Consider the following 20,085-nt stretch of genomic DNA (forward strand, 5'->3'; position numbering starts at 1 on the left):
CCGCGTGCCTATGCCGCCGCGGCAGCCGTCTGTGTCGAGGGGTGGCGCATGTCCAGGGAGCAACGCGGGCCGAACGAAAAACTCGGCGCCGTTCTCGCCCTCGCGGGAATCAGCAATGCGGGACTCGCGCGGCGCGTCAACGATCTTGGCGCCCAGCGGGGACTGACTCTTCGCTACGACAAGACCTCGGTGGCGCGCTGGGTGTCGAAGGGCATGGTGCCGCAGGGTGCCGCGCCGCACCTCATCGCGGCCGCCATCGGCCAGAAGCTCGGCCGCCCGGTGCCGCTCCACGAGATCGGCCTGGCGGACGCGGATCCCGCGCCCGAAGTGGGCCTCGCCTTCCCCAGGGACGTCGGTCAGGCCGTGAAGTCGGCGACGGAGCTGTACCGGCTGGACCTCGCCGGGCGCCGGGCCGGCTCGGGCGGCATCTGGCAGTCACTCGCCGGATCGTTCGCGGTGAGCGCGTACGCCACGCCCGCCTCACGGTGGCTGATAACCCCGGCCGACAGTTCGGTGGCACGCGACGCGGGCCCCTCGGAGGGCTCGGGAGCACCACTGAAAGTCGGCCACAGCGATGTGCAGAAGCTCCGCGAGGCCGCGGAGGACGCCAGGCGCTGGGACTCCAAGTACGGAGGCGGCGACTGGCGTTCGTCCATGGTGCCCGAGTGCCTGCGGGTCGAGGCGGCGCCGCTGCTGCTCGGCTCGTACTCGGACGAGGTCGGCCGGGCCCTGTTCGGGGCCTCCGCGGAGCTCACCCGCCTCGCGGGCTGGATGGCTTTCGACACGGGTCAGCAGGAGGCCGCCCAGCGCTACTACATCCAGGCCTTACGGCTCGCGCGCGCGGCCGCCGACGTGCCCCTCGGGGGCTACGTCCTGGCGTCGATGTCGCTGCAGGCCACCTACCGCGGCTTCGGCGACGAGGGCGTGGACCTCGCCCAGGCCGCCCTGGAGCGCAACCGGGGACTGGCGACCGCCCGCACCATGAGCTTCTTCCGGCTCGTCGAAGCGCGTGCCCACGCGCGCGCTGGTGACGCCCCCGCGGCCGGCGCGGCCCTGAAGGCGGCCGAGGGCTGGCTGGAGCGGGCCCGTGACGGCGACAACGACCCCTCGTGGCTCGGCTTCTACTCCTACGACCGTTTCGCCGCCGACGCGGCGGAGTGCTACCGCGACCTCAAGGCGCCCCGCGAGGTGCGCCGCTTCACCGAGCAGGCGCTGTCGAAGCCGACGGAGGAGTTCGTGCGGTCGCACGGTCTGCGTCTCGTCGTCTCCGCGGTCGCCGAACTGGAGTCGGGGAACCTGGACGCGGCGTGCGAGCAGGGGGTGCGGGCGGTGGAGGTCGCCGGGCGCATCTCGTCGGCGCGGACCACCGAGTACGTGAAGGATCTGCTGCACCGGCTGGAGCCGTACGGGGACGAGCCGCGGGTGGTGGAGTTGCGGGAGAGGGCTCGGCCCCTGCTCATGGCCCCGGCCTGAGCTGGGTTCCTTCGCGTCTGCCGGGCTGCTGTTCGGTTTGGGACTGCGGGGTTGTCGTGGCTGGTCGCGCCCACGCGGCGGAGCCGCATATCGATACAGCCCGCGCCCCTTATGGGGCTTGCGGCCCCACCACGCCGTCCCCGCGTTTAAGCGCATTGTCAGTGGCGCAGTGCACTATCGGAGGCGGGAGGTGGAGTGACGTGGGGCAGCGGGGTGCGTACGGGATCTCGTACGACTGTGACGTGCTGGTGATCGGTGGCGGGATCGTCGGCCTGTCGACGGCGTACGCGATCACGCGGGCCGCGCCGGGTACGCGGGTCACGGTGCTGGAGAAGGAGCAGGGCCCGGCACGGCACCAGACCGGGCGGAACAGCGGGGTCATCCACAGCGGGATCTACTACCGCCCGGGCTCCCTGAAGGCGCGGTACGCGGTGCGGGGTGCCGCCGAGATGGTCAAGTTCTGCGCCGAGTACGGCATCGACCACGCCGTCACCGGCAAGCTGATCGTCGCGACGGACCGGAGCGAGCTGCCCCGGCTGCACGCGCTCGTCCAGAGGGGGCGGGAGAACGGGATCCCGGTCCGTGAGCTGGGCCCCGCCCAGATAGCGGAGTACGAACCGGAGGTGCGGGGTCTCGCCGCCATCCATGTCGGGACCACCGGGATCTGTGACTTCGTCGGTGTGGCGCGGCAGCTCGCCGAGGCGTCGGGGGCGGAGATCCGGTACGGGGCCGAGGTCGTCCGGATCGACCGGCGGGCCGCGCTGGGGGTCGCCGTGAAGCTGGCCGACGGTGAGGTCGTCCGCGCGCGCGTGCTCGTCAACTGTGCCGGGCTGCACTGCGACGAGATCGCCCGGCTCGCCGGGGACGAGCCCGGGATGCGGATCGTGCCGTTCCGGGGTGAGTACTACACGCTGGCGCGCCCCGAGCTGGTGAACGGGCTGGTGTATCCGGTGCCCGATCCGGCCTTCCCGTTCCTCGGTGTGCATCTGACCCGGGGAATCGACGGCGGCGTGCACATCGGGCCGAACGCGGTGCCGGCGCTGGCTCGGGAGGGATACGGGTGGGGTGTCGTGCGGCCCCGGGAGCTGGGGGCCACGCTCGCCTGGCCCGGCTCCTGGCGGATCGCCCGGCGGCACTGGCGGTACGGGGCGGGGGAGCTGCGGCGGTCGGTGTCCAAGGGGGCGTTCACGCTGGCGGTGCGGCGGTTGTTGCCGGGAGTGTCGGAGGACGATCTTGTGCCTGCGGCGGCGGGCGTGCGGGCGCAGGCCGTGCTGCGGGACGGGACGCTGGTGGACGACTTTCTGATACGGGAGGGCGCGCGGACCGTGCATGTGCTGAACGCGCCGTCGCCCGCGGCCACCGCTTCGCTGCCGATCGGGCGGGAGGTCGCGCGGAGGGCGTTGGGCGCGCTGGCTGGGGGCTGAGTTTTTCTCGCCCCCGCCGCCCCTACCCGTCCCATCCCTGGGGGCTGCGCCCCCATGCCCCCGCGGTGGGGGGTGTCTGGGGTGGGTGGTCGGGTGCGGGCGGGTGGGGGGCTGGTCGCGCAGTTCGCCGCGCCCCTGAGAACCGCGCAGTTCTTCGCGCCCTGAAAAACCGGCAGTCCCCGCGCCCCTGAAAACCGGCCCCGGCCGGGCAGAATCAGCCCCTCCGGCGTTTGAGGAGCGGGGGTTCGGGGGCCGGCACCCGAAGGGGGTTGAAGGGGCGGAGCCCCTGGGGATGGGACGGGTAGGGGCGGCGGGGGCGAAACACCCATCGGGCACGGCCGTCGGCTGCCAGTAAAATCGACCCCACTGTGTCTGATTCCACCCCCACCCCCGAAGCCCCGCAGCCCCTGACCCCCAACGTGTCTCTCCGGCATACCCGGGCCAAGGGGGAGCCCAGGTTCCCCGACGGGCCGAAGGCCGATCCCGCCGGGTCGCACTTCGAGCGGCGGATCCGGAGTTTCCAGCCGCGCCGCAGCCGGGTGACGGCGGGGCAGGCGGACGCGCTGCAGCGGCTGTGGCCCAAGTGGGGGCTGGACATCGACGGACAGCGGGTGATCGACCTCGCCGAGCTGTTCGGGAGCTCCGGCCCCGTCGTGCTGGAGATCGGGTTCGGCATGGGCGAGGCCACCGCGCAGATGGCGGCGGCGGACCCCGGGACCAACATCCTCGCCGTGGACGTGCACACACCGGGGCAGGGCAACCTGCTCAATCTCGCCGACCGGAACGGGCTGTCCAACATCCGGGTGGGCAACGGTGACGCCATCATCCTGTTGCGCGAGATGCTCGCCCCGGACTCCCTCGACGGGCTGCGCGTCTACTTCCCCGACCCGTGGCCGAAGAAGCGGCACCACAAGCGGCGGCTGATCCAGCCGGAGTTCCTCACCCTCGCCGCGTCCCGCCTCAAGCCGGGTGCCGTCCTGCACTGCGCGACCGACTGGGAGCCGTACGCCGAGTGGATGCTCGAGGTGCTCACCGCGCACCCCGGCTTCGAGAACACCCAGGCCGACGGCGGTTTCGCGCCACGTCCCAGCTTCCGGCCGCTGACCCGTTTCGAGGGCCAGGGACTGGACAAGGGTCATGGGGTGAACGACCTGCTCTTCCGACGCGTACAGCACTGGGACGTACCGTCCCAGGAGGCCTCCCAGAAGGCCGAGGAGCAGCGCGGAGGACAGCCAGACCACCCAGTCAGTCCCGACCAGCCAGAACCCCCCACCGGCGCCTGACCAGTCCCGCCGAACGCCCGCGAGGCCCCACACAGCACCCTCTGCACCTCACGCGGCACCATCGCGGGGAGCGCCTCTCCCTCGTAAGGTCGATGCCGTGGCCACCTTTCCCCCGTACCCGACGCACCCCGGCGGACCCGCCGGGCCCGGCGGACCCGTCGGCGGGGTGCGGCGCCCCGCGCACTGGTGGCAGCGGAAGTGGGTGCGGTACGGGGCGCTCATCACCCTGCTGGCCCTCTCCGGCCTGGTCATCCTCGCCCTGGTCCGCGAGCAGACCGGTACGGAGGGGTTCCTGGTCGGGCTGGGGCTGGCGGTGCTCCCCGTGCCGTTGCTCATCGCCGTGTTCCGCTGGCTGGACCGGGTCGAGCCCGGCCCCTGGCGCAACCTGGTCTTCTCGTTCGCCTGGGGCGCGTGCGCCGCGGCGCTGATAGCCATCGTCGCGAACAGTTTCGCGACGAAGTGGATAGCGACCGCCACCGCCGATCCGTCCAGCGCGGACACCCTCGGCGCGACCGTCATAGCGCCCGTCGTCGAGGAGACCGCCAAGGCGGCCGCGGTCCTGCTGATCTTCCTGTTCCGCAGACGGGACTTCACCGGGCTCGTGGACGGGGTGGTGATCGCCGGGGTCACCGCGACCGGGTTCGCGTTCACCGAGAACATCCTCTATCTCGGCACGGCCTTCGGGACAGACCAGCTCAGCGGCGACAGCGGACTCGCGTCCGTCACGGCCGCGACGTTCTTCGTCCGCGTGATCATGTCGCCCTTCGCGCATCCGCTGTTCACCGTGCTCACGGGCATCGGCTTCGGGATCGCGGCGCTCACCGCGGACCGGCATCACGTGCGCCGCGTGCTCCTCCCCCTTGCCGGGCTGGTCCTCGCGATGGGCATGCACGCCCTGTGGAACGGCTCGTCGACGTTCGGGGAGTTCGGCTTCTTCGCGGTCTACGCGGTGTTCATGGTGCCCGCGTTCGGGCTGCTGACCTGGCTGGCCATCTGGACGCGCCAGCGGGAACTGCGGACCGTGCGGGACGAGTTGCCCGCGTACGCGGCCGCCGGCTGGCTGACACCGCCCGAGCCGTACGTCCTCGGGAACATGAAGGCGCGGCGGTTGGCGCGCGAGTACGCCGGGCACCGGTTCGGGCGGGAGGCGGCGCGTGCGGTCGCCGAGTACGAGGCGTACGCGACCTCGCTCGCCTTCCTGCGGCACCGGGGGCGCCGGGGCCGGGCGGGCGCCGACTTCGTCGTACGGGAGCGGGAGTTGCTCTTCGAGCTGTGGCACCGCCGGGAGATCGCCCGCCCCTCGCTGGCTTACGCGGCACAGGCGACGGCGCCGATGCCTGTGTACGGGTACGGACACGGGAGCGGGGGCGGGCACGGCCAGGGCCAGGCCTACGGGTACGGATACGCCCCGGCGTACGGGTACGGTCCGGGTCCGGCGGCGCCGTATCCCTCCTACAAGCCGCATCCCTCCTACAACCCCTACCAGACGTAGTCCGGCGTAGTCAGGACCTGGGAAGGACGGCACCGCCGGCCGGCGTCAGCTCCCCTGCGACGCCTCCGTCAGCTTCGTCAGCTCCTCCTCCGTGAGGGTCAGCTCGCCCACCGCCACCAGGGCCGGCAGCTGCTCCGGCGTCCGCGCGGAGGCGATCGGCGCGGCGACGGTCGGCTGGGCCGCGAGCCAGGCGAGGGCCACCGTGGCGGGTTCGGCGCCGTGGGCCCCGGCGATCTCGTCCAGCGCCGCGAGGACCCGTACGCCCTGCTCCTTCTCCAGGTAGGCCCCGGCGCCCTGGGCGCGGGGGCTGTCCACGGTCGTGCCGGGACGGTACTTGCCGGTGAGGAAGCCCATGGCGAGCGAGAAGTACGGGACGGCGGCCAGGCCCTCGCGGGAGGCGACGTTCTGCAGGGCGCCCTCGTAGCTGGAGCGGGAGACCAGGTTGTAGTGCGGCTGGAGCGCCACGTACCGGGCGAAGCCCTCGCGGTCGGAGAAGTCGAGGGATGCCTGGAGGCGCTCGGGGGAGATGTTGGAGGCGGCGATCGCGCGGACCTTGCCCGCCTTCACCAGTTCGTCCAGCGCGGTGATGATCTCCTCGACCGGGACCTCGGGCTTGTCGAAGTGGGTGTAGTAGAGGTCGATGTAGTCGGTGTCCAGGCGGCGCAGGGAGGCGTCGGCGGCGGCCTTGATGTTGGCGGCCGTGAGGCCCTGGTAGTCGGGGTGCTGGCTGACCTTGGTGGCGATCACGACGTCGGAGCGGTTGCCGCGTGCCTTGACCCACTTGCCGATGATGGTCTCGGACTCGCCGCCCTGGTTGCCCTCGGCCCAGGCCGAGTAGGAGTCGGCGGTGTCGATGAAGTTGCCGCCCGCGGCCGTGTAGGCGTCGAGCACGGCGAAGGACTGGGCCTCGTCGGCGGTCCAGCCGAAGACGTTGCCGCCGAGGGACAGCGGGAAGACCTCGAGGCCGGAGGAGCCGAGCTTGCGAAGAGAAGTCATGCTCTCCATCAACGCCCTTGCCGGACGCGCCAATTCCACGCGTCCGGCCAAGGGTTCGTAAATCCGGGAGAAGATCACCTCACCTGCTCCCGGAAGATCTCAGGAGGAGAGCTCTCAGGGGGCCTCAGGAGACCCCGGGGGCCTCAGGGGACCCCGGGGACCGCGGAAGGGCCCCGGGAGGAACCTCAGGGGTTCAGCCCCTTGCTCTGCAGCCACGCCATCGGGTCGATGCCGGAGCTGCTGCCGCCGGGGTGTACCTCCATGTGGAGGTGGGCACCCGTGACGTTGCCGGTGGCGCCGACACGGCCGATGACGTCGCCGGTCGCGACCTTCTGGCCGACGCTGACGCTGATGGAGGACTGGTGGGCGAACCAGACCTCGGTGCCGTCGTTGAGCGTGAGCACCGTCTTGTAGCCGTAGGACCCGTCCCACCCGGCTTCGGTGATCGTGCCGCTGCCCACCGCCTTGATCAGCGTGCCCGTGGGGGCGGCGAAGTCGAGGCCGGTGTGCTGGCCGGAGGACCAGTACGCGCCGGACTGACCGAAGGTGGAGGTGATGGTGTACGAGGACGTCGGCAGCGTGAACTGCTTGGCGAGCTCGGCGAGGCGCTCGGCCTCGGCCTTCTTCCTGGCCTCCTCCTCCGCCGCCTTCTTCTCGGCGGCGGCCTTGGCCTCGGCCTCCTCGCGCTCCTTGGCGGCGACTGCGGCGGCCTTCTTCGCCTCGGCCTCCTCGGCGGCCTCGGCGGCGGCCCTGTCGAACGCCTCCCGCTGCGACTCGGCCTGCTGCATGATGCGGGCGCGCAGCGCCTCTCCGGCGTCGTCGGCGCCCTCCTCGGTGTCGGCGGCGGTCAGGCCCGCGTTGCTGAGGGGGGTGGCGGAGCCCTCGGGCTCGTCCTCGGAGTCGAAGACCGAGCCGACGTTCGGCATGTCGGGCATCGAGATGGACACCGGCGGCTTGCCGGTCTGCGCGGTGGCCATGCCGCCCGCGCCGACGGCGGCTATGACGCCGACGCCCAGGACGGTGGAGCTGCGGGCGAGACCGCCGCGAGCGAGGCCGCTCTTCTTGGCGACCCGGTGCCGGCCGCGAACGGGGCGAATGGATTCCGCAGTGGGATTCCACTCCTGCCAGGGGCCCTCTTCCTGGCTGTTGTAGCCGCCGTACCCGAAGGTGTCGCTGTCGCCGTGTTGGCCCGGCACGGTCGGGGTTTCGGTCGCAGACCGGTTGGACGCCACGTGGGCGTACTCCTTTCCTTCCTTCTCGCCTACCGGGTTAGCTGACGGGTTCGGAGCAGGAAGGTCTCCTACGCGCGTAAACCAGCCGTGCTTCCACGGCGGCTTCCGCGCGATTCACCCCAGGGTGGTGGTTCCCCGGTTCCCTTGCGGGATTCGGCGCGTGCGCACGGAGCCGCCTCTTGTGACGGCTGGGACGACCGCGCTGCGTTATCGAACGTTAATAGACGCACGGGCCGTATTCCAAGCGGTTCCGGGTAATCACTCAGGCTTGTGCGCTGGACTTTCGGGTCAAGGGGGTCGTAAATCGGGCGAGTTACCCCTGTCTCAGGAGTCACAATTGTTCTGACGGTGCGTCAGTTGTTATGCGGAGAGACGTTGTTCGGACACACTCGGTGACGACGGTTATGAGGAAGTCGTGAACGATCACCGCTCACGGACGCCGGACCGCGAGGAGCGCCATGTCGTCCGTGGTGCCTCCGCCGGTGTGCCGCCGCACCTCGTCCGCGAGCACGCCCAGCATGGCGCGCGGGCCGGAGAAGGTCCGCCCGGACAGCCGCTCGGCCGGGTCGTAGAAGGCACCGCGCTCGTCGCGGGCCTCGGACAGCCCGTCCGTGTAGAGCAGCAGCACGGCCCCGCCGGGGAAGGCGGCCTCCTCGGCGCGGTCCGGCCGGCTGTCCAGCTCGCCCATGCCGAGCGGCAGCGCGGGCTGCCCGGCGTCGAGCACCCGCAGGGAGCCGTCCGCGTGCAGGAGCAGCGGCGGGGGGTGGCCGCGGTTGACGATCCGTACGACGCCGTCACCGTGCGGGAGCTCCGCGAGGACGGCTGTGGCGAACCGTTCCTCCGACTCGATCCCCTGCCGCCGTGCCGTCTCCCGGGCGAGCGCCCGCTCCAGCCGCTGTGCCACCGCCTCCAGGGTCGTCTCCTGCTCGGCGGCCTCCCGGAAGGCCCCGATGACGACGGCCACGGCACCCACCGCCTCCAGGCCCTTGCCGCGCACGTCCCCGACCACGAGCCGTATGCCGTGCGGCGAGTCCTGCACGGCGTACAGGTCGCCCCCGATGAAGGCGTCGGCCCGGGCCGCCTCGTACTGGGCGGCGATGTCGAAGCCCCCGATCCGCTCCGCGGGCTCCGGCAGTACGGCCCGCTGCGCCGCCTCGGCGATCTCGCGCGCTGAGGCGAGCCGGGCGCCCGTGCGCCGGACGAGCCGGTTGATGACGACGGCCAGGACGGCGACCGTGGCCACGGTGGCGATCTCGGTGACGGCGTCGACGTCCAGGCCGTACAACCGGACGTGGACCAGGAGCACCGCCAGGAACGCGGCGACCCCCGTGGCGACCGTGCCGCCCAGCGAGGCGAGGGGCGCGGCGACGAGCGGAGCGGCGGTGAAGAAGGGCACCGCGGTGTAGGCCCGGGGCGTGAAGTAGTCGAAGAGCACCCCGGCGACGACGAGCAGCGCTGGCAGCGCGCGGACGAAGGCCCGCGCGTACGAGATCCGGGTGGCCTCCCCGCGGGGCGGCATCGGCCCCGCCGGCCCACCGTGTCCCTGCCCGCGGTCTCCTCGCTGCCCCACCCGTCCATACTTCCCGAGGGCCGGGAGGCAGGCGAGCGGGCGGGCACCGGGCGGGTCGGGCGGTGAGCCCCGGGCCGCGGAGCCGGGCGGTCAGCCCACGGAGAGTTCCGCCAGGTCCGCCAGCGGCAGCGTGTGCTGGGTCTGGAGGACCTTCGCCCGCAGGTAACGGACGTTGTGGGCGGTGGTGAAGACGCCCGTGGGGACGCGGGTGCGGACCTTGACCCCGAGGTCGCGCAGTTGCTGCGCCTTGTCGGGGTTGTTGGAGAGCAGGTCCAGGCTGTCGATGCCGAGGGCCCCGAGCATCTGCGCGGCGGCGGTGTAGTCGCGGGCGTCCTCGGGGAGGCCGAGGGCGGCGTTGGCGGCGTAGGTGTCGAGGCCCTGGTCCTGCAGGGCGTACGCGTCGAGCTTGTTGTAGAGGCCGATGCCCCGCCCCTCCTGGCGGAGGTAGAGGAGGACGCCACCGCGGTCGGCGATCTGCTCCACCGCCTCGCGCAGCTGCGGGCCGCAGTCGCAGCGGGCCGAGCCGAAGACGTCGCCGGTCAGGCACTCGGAGTGCAGACGGACCAGCGGCGTGGTGCCGGGCGCGGGCTCGCCGAGGACGACGGCCACGTGCTCCTGACCGTCGGTCAGGCCGTGGAAGGTGACCAGGTCGGCGTCGACGCCGTAGCCGTCGTGGAAGCGCAGCGGGACCCGGACGCGGGAGCGGGTGGTGGCGGTGGGCTGGTCGGTCATGCGGGGCCTCCGGTCCAGGTGCGGGTGTCAGTGCGGGGTCGGCCGGTGTGCTTCAGTTTTGAAGCACGTCGCTCAGAGGGACTCTAACCCTGCTTCAAAGTTCAATCAAGTCCGGCCAGGGATGTCACATCCCCGGGGAGGGCGGGAGAGGTGGGCCCTCAAGGGACCCGGCGGGCTACCCCGAGGAACAGGACCGGCGGCGCCACGGGAGGTCGTCGGGGGTCACCGCCTCGGCACCGCCGCCCTGCAGCGCCTGCGTGATGCCCGTACAGATGCGCTCCAGCTGCTCGACCTGCTCGGGTCCGAGGTGGTCGAAGACCGCCCTGCGGACCATCTCGACGTGCCCCGGTGCCGTACGCTCCAGCAGAGCCATCCCCTCGTCCGTGAGTACCGCCACACTGCCCCGCTTGTCGAACGCGCAGTCCTCCCGCCGCACCGTCCCGTCCTTCTCCAGCCGCGCCACGGCGTACGTCAGCCGGCTGCGCGTGATCTTCAGGGACTCGGCGAGGTCGGTCATCCGCAGACGGCGCTCCGGCGCCTCGGAGAGAGCGGCCAGCACGGAGTAGTACAGGTGCGGCATGCCGGCCTCCTGCTGGAGCTGCCGGTCGAGCGCGTCCTCAAGGAGCAGCGAGGCGGCGATGTACGCGCGCCAGGCACGCTGTTCCTCGGGGGTGAGCCAGCGGGTCGTCATACGGACAGTGTAGTTATTGTTTAAAAGTTGAACCAGGTCCCGCCAGTCACGACCACGGGAGCGACCCCCATGCCCCAGCCCTACGTCCTGTTGTCCGCCGCCGTCTCCCTCGACGGCTACCTGGACGACACCGGCCCCGAACGGCTGCTGCTGTCCGGCCCGGCCGACTTCGACCGGGTCGACGAGGTACGGGCGGCCAGCGACGCGATCCTGGTCGGCGCCGGCACCCTGCGCACCGACAACCCCCGGTTGCTGGTGAACTCGCCCGAGCGGCGCGCGGCCCGTGTCGCCGCGGGGCTTCCGGAGTACCCGCTGAAGGTCACCGTCACCGCGTCCGGTGACCTCGACCCCACGGCCCGCTTCTGGCACACCGGCGGCGAGAAGGTGACGTACACCACGGACAAGGGCGCCGAACGCCTCGGCCGCGTCGGCCTGCCCGCCGGCGTGGACGTCGTGTCCGTCGGCCCCGAGCTGAGGTGGCGGACCGTGCTCGACCACCTCGGGACCGTACGCGGCGTCCGGCGCCTCATGGTGGAGGGCGGCGGCCAGGTCCACACCCAGCTGCTCCAGGAGGGCCTCGCGGACGAGCTCCAACTCGCCGTCGCACCCCTGTTCGTGGGCCAGTCGGACGCCCCGCGGATGTTCGGCACGGGCGCCTACCCCGGCGGCCCGACCAGCCGTCTGCGCCTGCTGGAGACCCGGCCCGTCGGCGACGTCGTCCTCGTCCGGTACGCCCCCACGGTCCCCGGCACCGGCGGCCGGCCCTCGGCGGCGGACCGCCACTGGCTGGAGCTGGCCTGCGACCTGGCGGCCCAGTGCCCTCCCTCACGGACGGCCTTCAGCGTGGGCGCGGTGATCGTCGCCGCCGACGGTACGGAACTGGCCCGCGCCCACTCCCGCGAGGGCGGCGACCCGGTGGCCCACGCCGAGGAGGCGGCCCTGGCCAAGCTGGACCCCACCGATCCGCGCCTGGCCACCGCCACCGTCTACAGCAGCCTGGAGCCCTGCGCCCGCCGCTCCTCCCGCCCGTCCCCGTGCGCCCGGCTGATCCTCGACGCGGGGGTACGGCGTGTCGTCACCGCGTGGCGGGAGCCGGACACGTTCGTCGTGGGCGCCGACGGCAACGCGCTGCTGACGGCCGAGGGGGCCGACGTCGTCGTACTCCCCGAGTACGAGCCCCGGGCGACCGCGCCGAACAGCCACTTGCTCACTTCCTGAGGCCCTGGGTACTCCGTACGGCCAGTGCTCGCGCGAGAGCCGAGAGAGCCGGAAGGAGGCCCCCTGTGAGCCGCCCCCGCGAGGACATGACGACCCTGGACCGTGCCGAGGACCAAGGGGTGACGCTGGTCTACAGCTGGGAGGTCGATCCCGGCCGGCAGGAGGAGTTCGAGGAGCTGACCCACGAGATCGCCGACCTCGCCGAGGGCTTCTGCGGCCACGAGGGCGTCACCTGGCTGCGCCCCCAGCACGGCCAGCGGGTCTACCACGGCGTCCTGCGCTTCGCCGACCCGGAACGGCTGGACGCCTGGCTGGAGCTGCCGGCGCGCCAGGCCTGGCTGGACCGTGTGCGTGACATCGCTCACCAGGTCACCGAGGCCCAGCAGCAGCCCACCGGCATGGAGACCTGGTTCAGCCTCCCGCAGCGCCGGGTGAAGGCGCCGCCGCGCTGGAAGATGACGCTGGTGACCATGCTCGGCGCCTTCCCGGTCGCCCTCGCCATCAACGCGCTGGTCACCCCGCACGCCACCGCCCTGCCCCTTCCTCTGAAGGCCGCCCTCTTCCCCCTCATCGCGGCCCCGGTGCTCACCTACGTGATCATGCCCGGGCTCAGCCGCCTGTTCCGCCGGTGGCTGTACGAGGAGCGGGTGACCCGGTGACGTGAGGCCCCAGGGGGGCATGGCCACGTCAACGCGTGTGCTTGCCGTCCCGCGCATGACGTACACTGGTTTCACCGACGCGGGGTGGAGCAGCTCGGTAGCTCGCTGGGCTCATAACCCAGAGGTCGCAGGTTCAAATCCTGTCCCCGCTACTGAAGGCCTGGGGCCGGAATCCGAAAGGGTTCCGGCCCCAGGTGTTTTCGGGCACGGGGGGGGTCCGCCCCCGCCGCCTACTCCTCTGCCGCCTCGGGCCCCGGCCCGGGATGCCGTACGGCCCTCTTCACGTCCGCCTCGACCTCGCTGCGCGCCTGCCCCTCCGCGCTCGCGTACTCGGTCACCGCGGCCTGCACGTCCCGGGCGAGGTCGCGCCAGGCCCGCCACGCCGTCTCGTACGTCTCGGTCTGCGTCTCGGTCCACTTATGGGCGGTCGGGGGACCGTACTGCTCACGCAACGCCTCCACTCGCGCGTGGGCCTCGTCCGCCGCGCGCTGCATCCCCACGAGCTCCTCGAAAGTCTGCGCCACGCGCACGAATCCTTGGGGAGACGGCGCCCGGGGCCGAGGCGCCACGCCGCGCCCCGGGCTGCCCGCCGCCGAGCGCCACGGCGATTCACTCGAACGTCACAGCGCCCGAGCCGGCCCGCTCACCGAAGGACGCTTCCCCGGCGCCAGCGGACCGAACGCCCGAAAACGAGTCAGCGCCCGAGCCGACCGAAGCCGACCCGAGCGCTGCGTAGCAGGTCAGAGGGGCTTACCCCCACCTGCAACCGGTAGGCCGTGTGGGACTCGAACCCACAACCAATGGATTAAAAGTCCACTGCTCTGCCAATTGAGCTAACGGCCCAGGCGGTGTTGCGTGATGTTGCCTCCCCGAGCATAGCCGGACGAGGCCCGGAGTCCGATCGGGTATCGGTGACCCGGCCGCGTCGAAGCCCCGCAAAAAGACCCGCCGGAGAACAGAACGGACGGAAGAAGGACGCGGGACGGCCCGGATGGTGCCGGAAACGGCCGCCGAAGGGCGCGTCGGCCCTCCGACGCGCCCCCTCTCCCGCGACCGGGGCCGGCGTACCCCTACGGATCCACCGGCTCCGGCGCGCCCTCCCGTGCCGCCTCGCGGGCGATCGTCCGTTCGTGCTCCGGGTTGAGGAACCAGTGGCGGGCCGAGGCCTGCCACCAGGTCGCGGCGAAACCGAGGACCACCAGCACGGCGACCGGCGCGTAGTTGAACGTCTCCCAGGTGACCGGCGAGACCTGCGGCAGCATGAAGAGGACCGTGATGACCCCCACCCACACCACCGACACCACGCCCACCACACGGGACCAGCGGCCCAGGTGCCACGGTCCCCGCTCGAAGCCGTCCCCCTTGCGCAGCCGGAGCAGGGTCGGGATGACGTACGCGATGTAGAGACCGATGACGGCGATGGACGTCACCGCCGCGTACGCCGTGACGTTGATCAGGTACGGCAGGCCCAGCACCAGCGCACCCCCGGCCGCCAGCCACACCGCCGCCACGGGCGTGCGCGTGCGCGGGCTGACCGTGTGCCACACGTGCGAGAAGGGCAGCGCGCCGTCGCGCGAGAAGGCGTAGATCATCCGGCTGTTGGCCGTCACCGACGCCATCCCGCAGAACAGCTGCGCCCCGATCACGACCAGGAGCAGCAGCTTGCCCGCCGTCGCCCCGAGCGCGTCGAGCAGGATCTGCGCGGGCGGCGCACCCGTCGGCGACTCCAGCGCCCCCTGGTACGACTGGATCGCGAAGGTGAAGCCCAGCAGCAGCACGAAGCCCGCGATCCACGACGTCCAGATCGACTGCACGATCCCCTTCGGGCCCGCCGTGGACGCGTCGTGGGTCTCCTCCGTCATATGGGCCGAGGCGTCGTACCCGGTGAAGGTGTACTGGGCCATCAGCAGCCCCAGGAGCACCACGTACACCCCGCTGCCCCAGCCCGTGTTGTTCACGAACTCGCCGAACACGAAGGACGCGGACTGGTGCTTGTCCGGTACGAAGGTGAGCGCGCCCACGATCACCGCCACGCCCAGCACGTGCCACCACACGCTCACGCTGTTGAGCAGGGCCACGATCCGGACGCCGAAGGTGTTCAGCAGGCCGTGCAGGAGCAGGATCGCGGCGAACAGCAGGATCGTGCGGCCCGGCGTCACCTCGAAGCCGAACTGCAGGTTCAGGTACGCGCCCAGGAAGGACGCGGCCCCGAAGTCGATGCCGGCCGTCACGGCCACCTGGCCCAGGACGTTGAACCAGCCCGTGAACCACGCCCAGGCCGCGGCGGTTCTCCGCGGTGCCAGCCGGTGCGCCCAGAAGTACAGGCCCGCCGACGTCGGGTACGCCGAACAGATCTCGGCCATCGACAGTCCCACGAAGAGCGTCATCAGGCCGACCGCGACCCAGCCCCAGGTGATGACCGCCGGGCCGCCCGTGTTCATGCCGAAGAGGTAGAGGGTGAGGCAGCCCGACAGGACCGAGATGATCGTGAACGAGACCGCGTAGTTGGAGAACGCCGACATGCGGCGGGCGAGAACCTGCGTGTAACCGAGCTGGGCCAGCCGCTCTTCGTCAGACAGCCCACTCGCTCTGGCGTCATCTGTCATGCCCCCAGCGATTCCCTCGCCGGGGGCATGACATGCATCACAACTTGGCTAGAAAACGCCCTTGTATCCCTGCCAGCCGCTCGCGATCTTCACCCGTGCCCCGAACGACCCCCCGCCGGTGCCGTTGTTGCGGTACAGGTTGCCCGCGGTGTCCCGGGCGACCAGGTCGTTCCTGCCGTCCCCGGTGATGTCGCCGACGCCGACGATCGCGTTGTACGACCCGCCCCAGTCGGAGAAGACCTTCACCCGGTCCTTCAGCAGCCCCGTCCCCGTACCGTCGAAGCGCCACAGCGTCCCGGCCCGGTCCCGCGCCAGCACGTCACCGAAACCGTCGCCGGTCAGGTCGCCGGCGCCCACGACCTTCGTGTAACCCGCCCAGCCCGCACGGATCGTGACGCCGGCCTTCAGCTTGCCCGCGCCGTCGTTCGCGAACAGGAAGAGGTCACCGGTCGACGCCTTGCGCGCCAGCAGATCGGCCCGCCCGTCACCGGTCAGATCGCCGGGCGAGGTCAGCACGTCGTACGCCTTCCAGCCCGTGCCGAGCGAGGTGTGGCTGCTCGACGGGGTGTACGAGGCACCGCACTTGCCCGCGTACCGGCGCAGCTCGCCGTTCGGCATGCGCACCAGCATCTCGGCGCACCGGTCGCTACCCATGTCGCCGAAGGGGACCGCGACGGTGCCCGCCGGCCAGCCGGAGGCCGACCGCTTGAAGGCGAAGGTGCCGGCGCCCTCGGTGTAGTGCAGCGTCAGGCCGCCCGAGGAGTTGAGCGTGACCAGCTCGCCGTAGCCCCGGCCGCCCTGGTCGTGGTGGGCCGGGAGGCCGCCGGTGAGCTCGATGTCGCCGCCGGCGGTGTACGTACCGCCGCCCTCGGTCGACCTGGCCGTCAGGGTCCAGGTGTAGTTCCCGTTGCGGGCGTACGTCCCCGCGTTCGTCTTCCCGTTCCACATCACCTCGACCGCGGTGCCGCTGCCGGTGACGGTGTACGCGGCACGACCGAGAGCGTCCTTCGCCGTGAAGGTCCAGGTGGCCGGCTTGTTCAGCTGCCAGCTGCTGCCCCAGGCCGAGGTCTTGGCGTCCAGGAAGGCGGTGTCCACCTCCGACTCGATCTTCGCCAGCGGCTGCGAGGGCACCCCGCTCTGCACGATGTGCACAGCCTTGTCCGCGTCGACGTACGCGATGTCCCCGCCGAACTTGTCCACGGTCCAGGTCTGCCGCCGCTGGTCCGCGGTGTTCCCGGCCGGGAGGTCGGCGATCTCGCGCGCGGCCGCGGCCGTCCCGGTGTGGAAGTCGGTGAGCAGCAGCTTTCCGGCCGTCCGGTCGTGCCGGACCAGGTAGCCGTCGCCGACGAGCGCGCGCCCGGACGGCACGGTGATCTTCTTCTTGGTTGTACGGTCGTACACGCCCGCCGCGCCGGTCGCGCCGCAGTTCCAGTAGACCCAGCGGCCCACCACCTGAAGCTCCTTGACCGTGCAGGGCGCGCCCGTGGCGAGCGTCTCCACGGTCTGGTCCTGCTCCAGGTCGTAGGCGGTGACGGTACCGGCGCCGGATCCCGGCGTGTACAGCCGCGCGCCCCACACGGAGGCGGCGGTGACGGCCCGGGTCATGCGCACGTCGTGCGTCCGCATCTCCTGGACGGCGTCGACGTGCTGCTTGCCGGTCGAGGCCGCGTTGTAGACGTAGTACCGGCCGGTGACGTCCACGAACCGGCCGCCGGTCACGGCGGGTTCGCCCGTCGAGTGGTAGCTGTCGCTGCTCAGCCGGATCTGTGCGCGCTCCTTGCCGTCGTCGACGAAGAAGTAGCCGACGTCGCCGTTCCCGGCGCCCCGCAGCGGCACGCAGGCACCGGCGTCGCACGGCGCCCGCTGCACGTGGTCGCCGTCGGCGAACGTGCCGGCGTACCCGCGGGTGTCCTTCCCGCCCGCCGTGGAACCGTCCGCGGAGACCTGGCGGTTGGTGACGAACTGGGCGCCGCTCGGGGCGGTCTCCACCGTGGTGAGGACACCGCCCGCGTAGTCGACGCCCCACACGCCGTCGGTCCGTACGGGCGTCGGGCCGGTGTCCGCGGCCGCCGGGACCGCGGTGGTCAGGGAGCCGGCGCCGAAGGCGGCCAGGCCCATCAGAGTGAATGCGACACGGCCACACCGGGCCGTGGAAGAGCGTGTGCGTACACGCCGGGTCAAGGGTCCCTCCCCAGGGATACGAGAAAGGCATGGCGGCGGCCGCGTCGAATTCCCCCCGGGCCACGCACGCCATGCGAGCCAGGGGATGTTAACAACCGTCACAGGTCCAGGTAGTGGATTGAGCGCCCTGGGAGAGTCTTCTCCACTTCGGGAGGCGCCTTCGACAGACCCCCGCGCGCGCCCCGCGGCAACGCCGAGAGGGGCCCGTACGACCGGAGTCGTACGGGCCCCTCAGGGACGATCTGTGTCAGCCGGCGTCAGCCGTTGCGCTTCCAGCGCGGCTTGTCCTCGCGGCGGTTGAAGGAACCGGAGCCACGGTGGTCGTCACGGCGGCCGTGCGGCCGGTCGTGGCCCCCGGAGCGGTAGCCACCGGAGGGGCGGTCGCCCTGGCGGTCACGGTTGAACGGCCGGTCGCTGCCGCGGTGGCCGCCTCGGTCGTCACGCCGGTCGAAGGAACGCCCACCACGGTCGAACCCACGGTCACCGTCCCGGCGGAACCCGCCCCGCTCGCCGTCCCGGCGCTCGAAGCCACGCCCACCGCGCTCGTCGCGACGGTCGTCCCGGCGGAAGCCACCACGGTCGTTGTCCCGGCGGAAACCGCCGCGGTCGTCGCGGCGCTCGAAGGAACGCCCGCCACGGTCGCGGTCCCGGTCACGGTTGAACCCGCCCCGGTCGTCACGACGGTCGTCCCGGCGGAACCCGCCCCGCTCGCCGTCCCGGCGCTCGAAGCCACGCCCACCGCGCTCGAAGCCACGGTCCCGGTCACGGTCGCGATCCCGGTTGTCCCTGCTGAAACCGCCGCGCTCGCCGCGCTCACCCCGGTCGTCCCGGCGCTCACGCCGCTCGTACGAGGGACGCTCGTACGAGGAACGCTCGGACACGGGCCGCTCCGGCGAAGCAGAGTCCCGCTCGATCCGCTCCACGTCCTGGGCCGCGAGCTGCGCCGGCACGATGACCTCACGGTTCTGCGTGCCCTCGGCGGTCTCGGCCACAGCAGGGGCCTCGGCCACCGTCTCGCCCCGCGCCTCCGCGAGCGCCTGGGACGGGTCCTCGCCCCGCTCGCGGGCGACCCGGACGACCAGCCGGTCGGCCTCCTCGCGCAGTTCGGCGGCGCGACGCGTGGCGCGCTCCAACTGCTTGGTGAGGTGAGCGACTTCACGCTCGGCCTGCTGGGCGGCGTTCCCGGCGGACTCCGCCTGGACCTCGGTCATCGACCGGGCGCCAGTGATCTCGGCGACCTCCGCGTCGAAGGCCGCACCGCCCTGGATGAGGTGGCGCGAGGCGTCGACGCCCGCGTCCTCCATCAGCCGGAAGATCTGACGGCGCTGGTGCGGGAGGGAGAGGGACACCACGGTGCCCGTACGCCCGGCGCGCGCCGTACGCCCGGCCCGGTGCAGGTAGTCCTTGTGGTCACCCGCGGGGTCGACGTTCAGGACCAGGTCGATGCCGTCCACGTGGATACCGCGCGCCGCGACATCGGTCGCGACCAGCACGTTCACGTACCCGTCCTTGAAGTCGGCCAGCGTCCGCGTCCGCGCGCCCTGGGTCATGCCGCCGTGCAGGGCGTCGGCCTTCACCCCGGCGTCCCGCAGCTGCTCGGCGACACGGTCGGCGCCCAGCTGGGTCCGCACGAAGATGATCGTCCGCCCCTTGCGGGAGGCGATGGCCGCCGTGACGGGCGCCTTGTCCTTGGGCTTCACGATCAGGATGTGGTGCGACATGGTCGTCACCGCGCCCTGGGCCGCGTCCACCTCGTGGCTGACCGGGTCGTTGAGGTAGCGCTGGACGAGCGTGGCGATCTCGTTCTCCATGGTCGCGGAGAAGAGCATGCGCTGGCCGCCGGCCGGCACCTGGTCGAGCAGCTCGGTGACCTCGGGCAGGAAGCCCAGGTCGGACATCTGGTCGGCCTCGTCGAGGACGGCGATCTGCGTGTTCTCGAGGGAGCAGGCACCGCGGTTGATGATGTCGCGCAGGCGGCCGGGGGTGGCGACGAGGATGTCGACCCCGCGCTCCAGGGCGTAGATCTGGTTCCCCATCGACGTACCGCCGCAGACGACCTTCATCTTCAGCCCGAGGACGTCCCCGTACGGCTGCAGCGCGTCCGCGACCTGCATGGCGAGCTCACGGGTGGGGGTGAGGATGACCGCCCGCGGCTTCTTCCTCTCGGTGTGGCCGCCGGCCAGCGTGGCCAGGGTCGGCAGACCGAAGGAGAGCGTCTTGCCGGAGCCGGTGCGCCCGCGGCCGAGGATGTCCTTGCCCGCCAGCGCGTCCGGGATGGTCGCGGCCTGGATCGGGAACGGAACGGTCACCCCGTTCTGCGCGAGCTTGCGGACGACGGCCTCGGGCAGCCCCAGGTCGGCGAAGGTGACCTCGGGAGCGGCGGTCTCGTCCCCGCCCTCGGGCAGGACGACGTGATCAGTACTGGTGACGGACATGCGAAAGCAAACCTTCCGGAGTTCTCGGCACGCGCCCAAACTCCGTGAAAGTCGCAATCAACCGCCTCAATGCGGTCCGGCCACGGCAAGGGA

15 protein-coding genes, 2 tRNA genes and 1 riboswitch are annotated in these 20,085 nt (G+C 71.9%); of the genes, 7 read left to right on the forward strand and 10 right to left on the reverse strand.

Features of this window, described 5'->3' with window-relative positions; genetic code table 11:
• Nucleotides 1–48: 48 nt before the first annotated feature.
• From ACZ49J_RS07345 to ACZ49J_RS07360, 4 genes are all read left to right on the forward strand, one after another.
• Nucleotides 49–1,473, forward strand: coding sequence for an MFS transporter (locus ACZ49J_RS07345; protein WP_467446524.1), 1,425 nt, complete (start codon nt 49–51; stop codon nt 1,471–1,473).
• A gap of 200 nt (nt 1,474–1,673) precedes the next feature.
• Complete coding sequence (gene lhgO, locus ACZ49J_RS07350) at nt 1,674–2,897, forward strand: L-2-hydroxyglutarate oxidase (RefSeq protein WP_467446525.1); 1,224 nt, start codon at nt 1,674–1,676, stop codon at nt 2,895–2,897.
• 368 nt (nt 2,898–3,265) lie between these two features.
• On the forward strand, nt 3,266–4,180 hold the full coding sequence (gene trmB / locus ACZ49J_RS07355) for a tRNA (guanosine(46)-N7)-methyltransferase TrmB (RefSeq protein WP_467446526.1): 915 nt from the start codon (nt 3,266–3,268) through the stop codon (nt 4,178–4,180).
• A gap of 97 nt (nt 4,181–4,277) precedes the next feature.
• Nucleotides 4,278–5,672 (forward strand): PrsW family intramembrane metalloprotease, encoded by a 1,395-nt coding sequence (locus tag ACZ49J_RS07360; protein ID WP_467446527.1) that lies wholly within the window; start codon nt 4,278–4,280, stop codon nt 5,670–5,672.
• A 45-nt stretch (nt 5,673–5,717) separates the two neighbouring features.
• Here ACZ49J_RS07360 and ACZ49J_RS07365 read toward each other — a convergent pair whose 3' ends face one another.
• The 5 genes from ACZ49J_RS07365 to ACZ49J_RS07385 all read right to left on the reverse strand — a co-directional run bounded on the left by ACZ49J_RS07365 (nt 5,718) and on the right by ACZ49J_RS07385 (nt 10,893).
• Nucleotides 5,718–6,668, reverse strand: coding sequence for an aldo/keto reductase (locus tag ACZ49J_RS07365; RefSeq protein ID WP_467446528.1), 951 nt, complete (start codon nt 6,666–6,668; stop codon nt 5,718–5,720).
• A gap of 185 nt (nt 6,669–6,853) precedes the next feature.
• Nucleotides 6,854–7,900, reverse strand: a complete 1,047-nt coding sequence (locus ACZ49J_RS07370; protein WP_467446529.1) for a M23 family metallopeptidase — start codon at nt 7,898–7,900, stop codon at nt 6,854–6,856.
• A 12-nt stretch (nt 7,901–7,912) separates the two neighbouring features.
• Nucleotides 7,913–8,069: riboswitch (cyclic di-AMP (ydaO/yuaA leader) on the reverse strand.
• Nucleotides 8,070–8,330: 261 nt separating this feature from the next.
• The gene (locus ACZ49J_RS07375) at nt 8,331–9,419 is read right to left on the reverse strand and encodes a PP2C family protein-serine/threonine phosphatase (RefSeq protein ID WP_467446530.1); all 1,089 of its coding nucleotides are present in this window, start codon (nt 9,417–9,419) and stop codon (nt 8,331–8,333) included.
• A 141-nt stretch (nt 9,420–9,560) separates the two neighbouring features.
• Complete coding sequence (locus tag ACZ49J_RS07380; RefSeq protein WP_467446532.1) at nt 9,561–10,202, reverse strand: GTP cyclohydrolase II; 642 nt, start codon at nt 10,200–10,202, stop codon at nt 9,561–9,563.
• A gap of 175 nt (nt 10,203–10,377) precedes the next feature.
• Nucleotides 10,378–10,893 (reverse strand): MarR family winged helix-turn-helix transcriptional regulator, encoded by a 516-nt coding sequence (locus ACZ49J_RS07385; RefSeq protein WP_467446533.1) that lies wholly within the window; start codon nt 10,891–10,893, stop codon nt 10,378–10,380.
• 69 nt (nt 10,894–10,962) lie between these two features.
• On the opposite strand from ACZ49J_RS07385, the gene ACZ49J_RS07390 reads away from it, so the two are divergent.
• The 3 genes from ACZ49J_RS07390 (at nt 10,963) to ACZ49J_RS07400 (ending at nt 12,922) form a co-directional block, all read left to right on the forward strand.
• Nucleotides 10,963–12,111, forward strand: coding sequence for a dihydrofolate reductase family protein (locus ACZ49J_RS07390; protein ID WP_467446534.1), 1,149 nt, complete (start codon nt 10,963–10,965; stop codon nt 12,109–12,111).
• A 65-nt stretch (nt 12,112–12,176) separates the two neighbouring features.
• Entirely contained in the window at nt 12,177–12,770 is a 594-nt protein-coding gene (locus tag ACZ49J_RS07395) for an antibiotic biosynthesis monooxygenase (RefSeq protein WP_467446535.1), read from the forward strand.
• A gap of 78 nt (nt 12,771–12,848) precedes the next feature.
• A tRNA-Met gene (locus ACZ49J_RS07400) sits at nt 12,849–12,922 on the forward strand.
• 78 nt (nt 12,923–13,000) lie between these two features.
• Here the strand turns inward: ACZ49J_RS07400 and ACZ49J_RS07405 are convergent.
• The 5 genes from ACZ49J_RS07405 to ACZ49J_RS07425 form a co-directional block, all read right to left on the reverse strand.
• A complete protein-coding gene (locus tag ACZ49J_RS07405; RefSeq protein ID WP_467446536.1) occupies nt 13,001–13,294 on the reverse strand; it encodes a hypothetical protein in 294 nt (97 codons plus the stop codon).
• Between the two features lie 246 nt (nt 13,295–13,540).
• Nucleotides 13,541–13,613 (reverse strand) — tRNA-Lys (locus ACZ49J_RS07410).
• A gap of 227 nt (nt 13,614–13,840) precedes the next feature.
• The gene (locus ACZ49J_RS07415; RefSeq protein WP_467446537.1) at nt 13,841–15,376 is read right to left on the reverse strand and encodes an amino acid permease; all 1,536 of its coding nucleotides are present in this window, start codon (nt 15,374–15,376) and stop codon (nt 13,841–13,843) included.
• A 48-nt stretch (nt 15,377–15,424) separates the two neighbouring features.
• Complete coding sequence (locus ACZ49J_RS07420; RefSeq protein ID WP_467446538.1) at nt 15,425–17,494, reverse strand: FG-GAP repeat domain-containing protein; 2,070 nt, start codon at nt 17,492–17,494, stop codon at nt 15,425–15,427.
• Nucleotides 17,495–17,814: 320 nt separating this feature from the next.
• On the reverse strand, nt 17,815–19,992 hold the full coding sequence (locus ACZ49J_RS07425) for a DEAD/DEAH box helicase (RefSeq protein ID WP_467446539.1): 2,178 nt from the start codon (nt 19,990–19,992) through the stop codon (nt 17,815–17,817).
• Nucleotides 19,993–20,085 lie beyond the last annotated feature (93 nt).

The organism is Streptomyces sp. NPDC030840, from assembly GCF_055572015.1.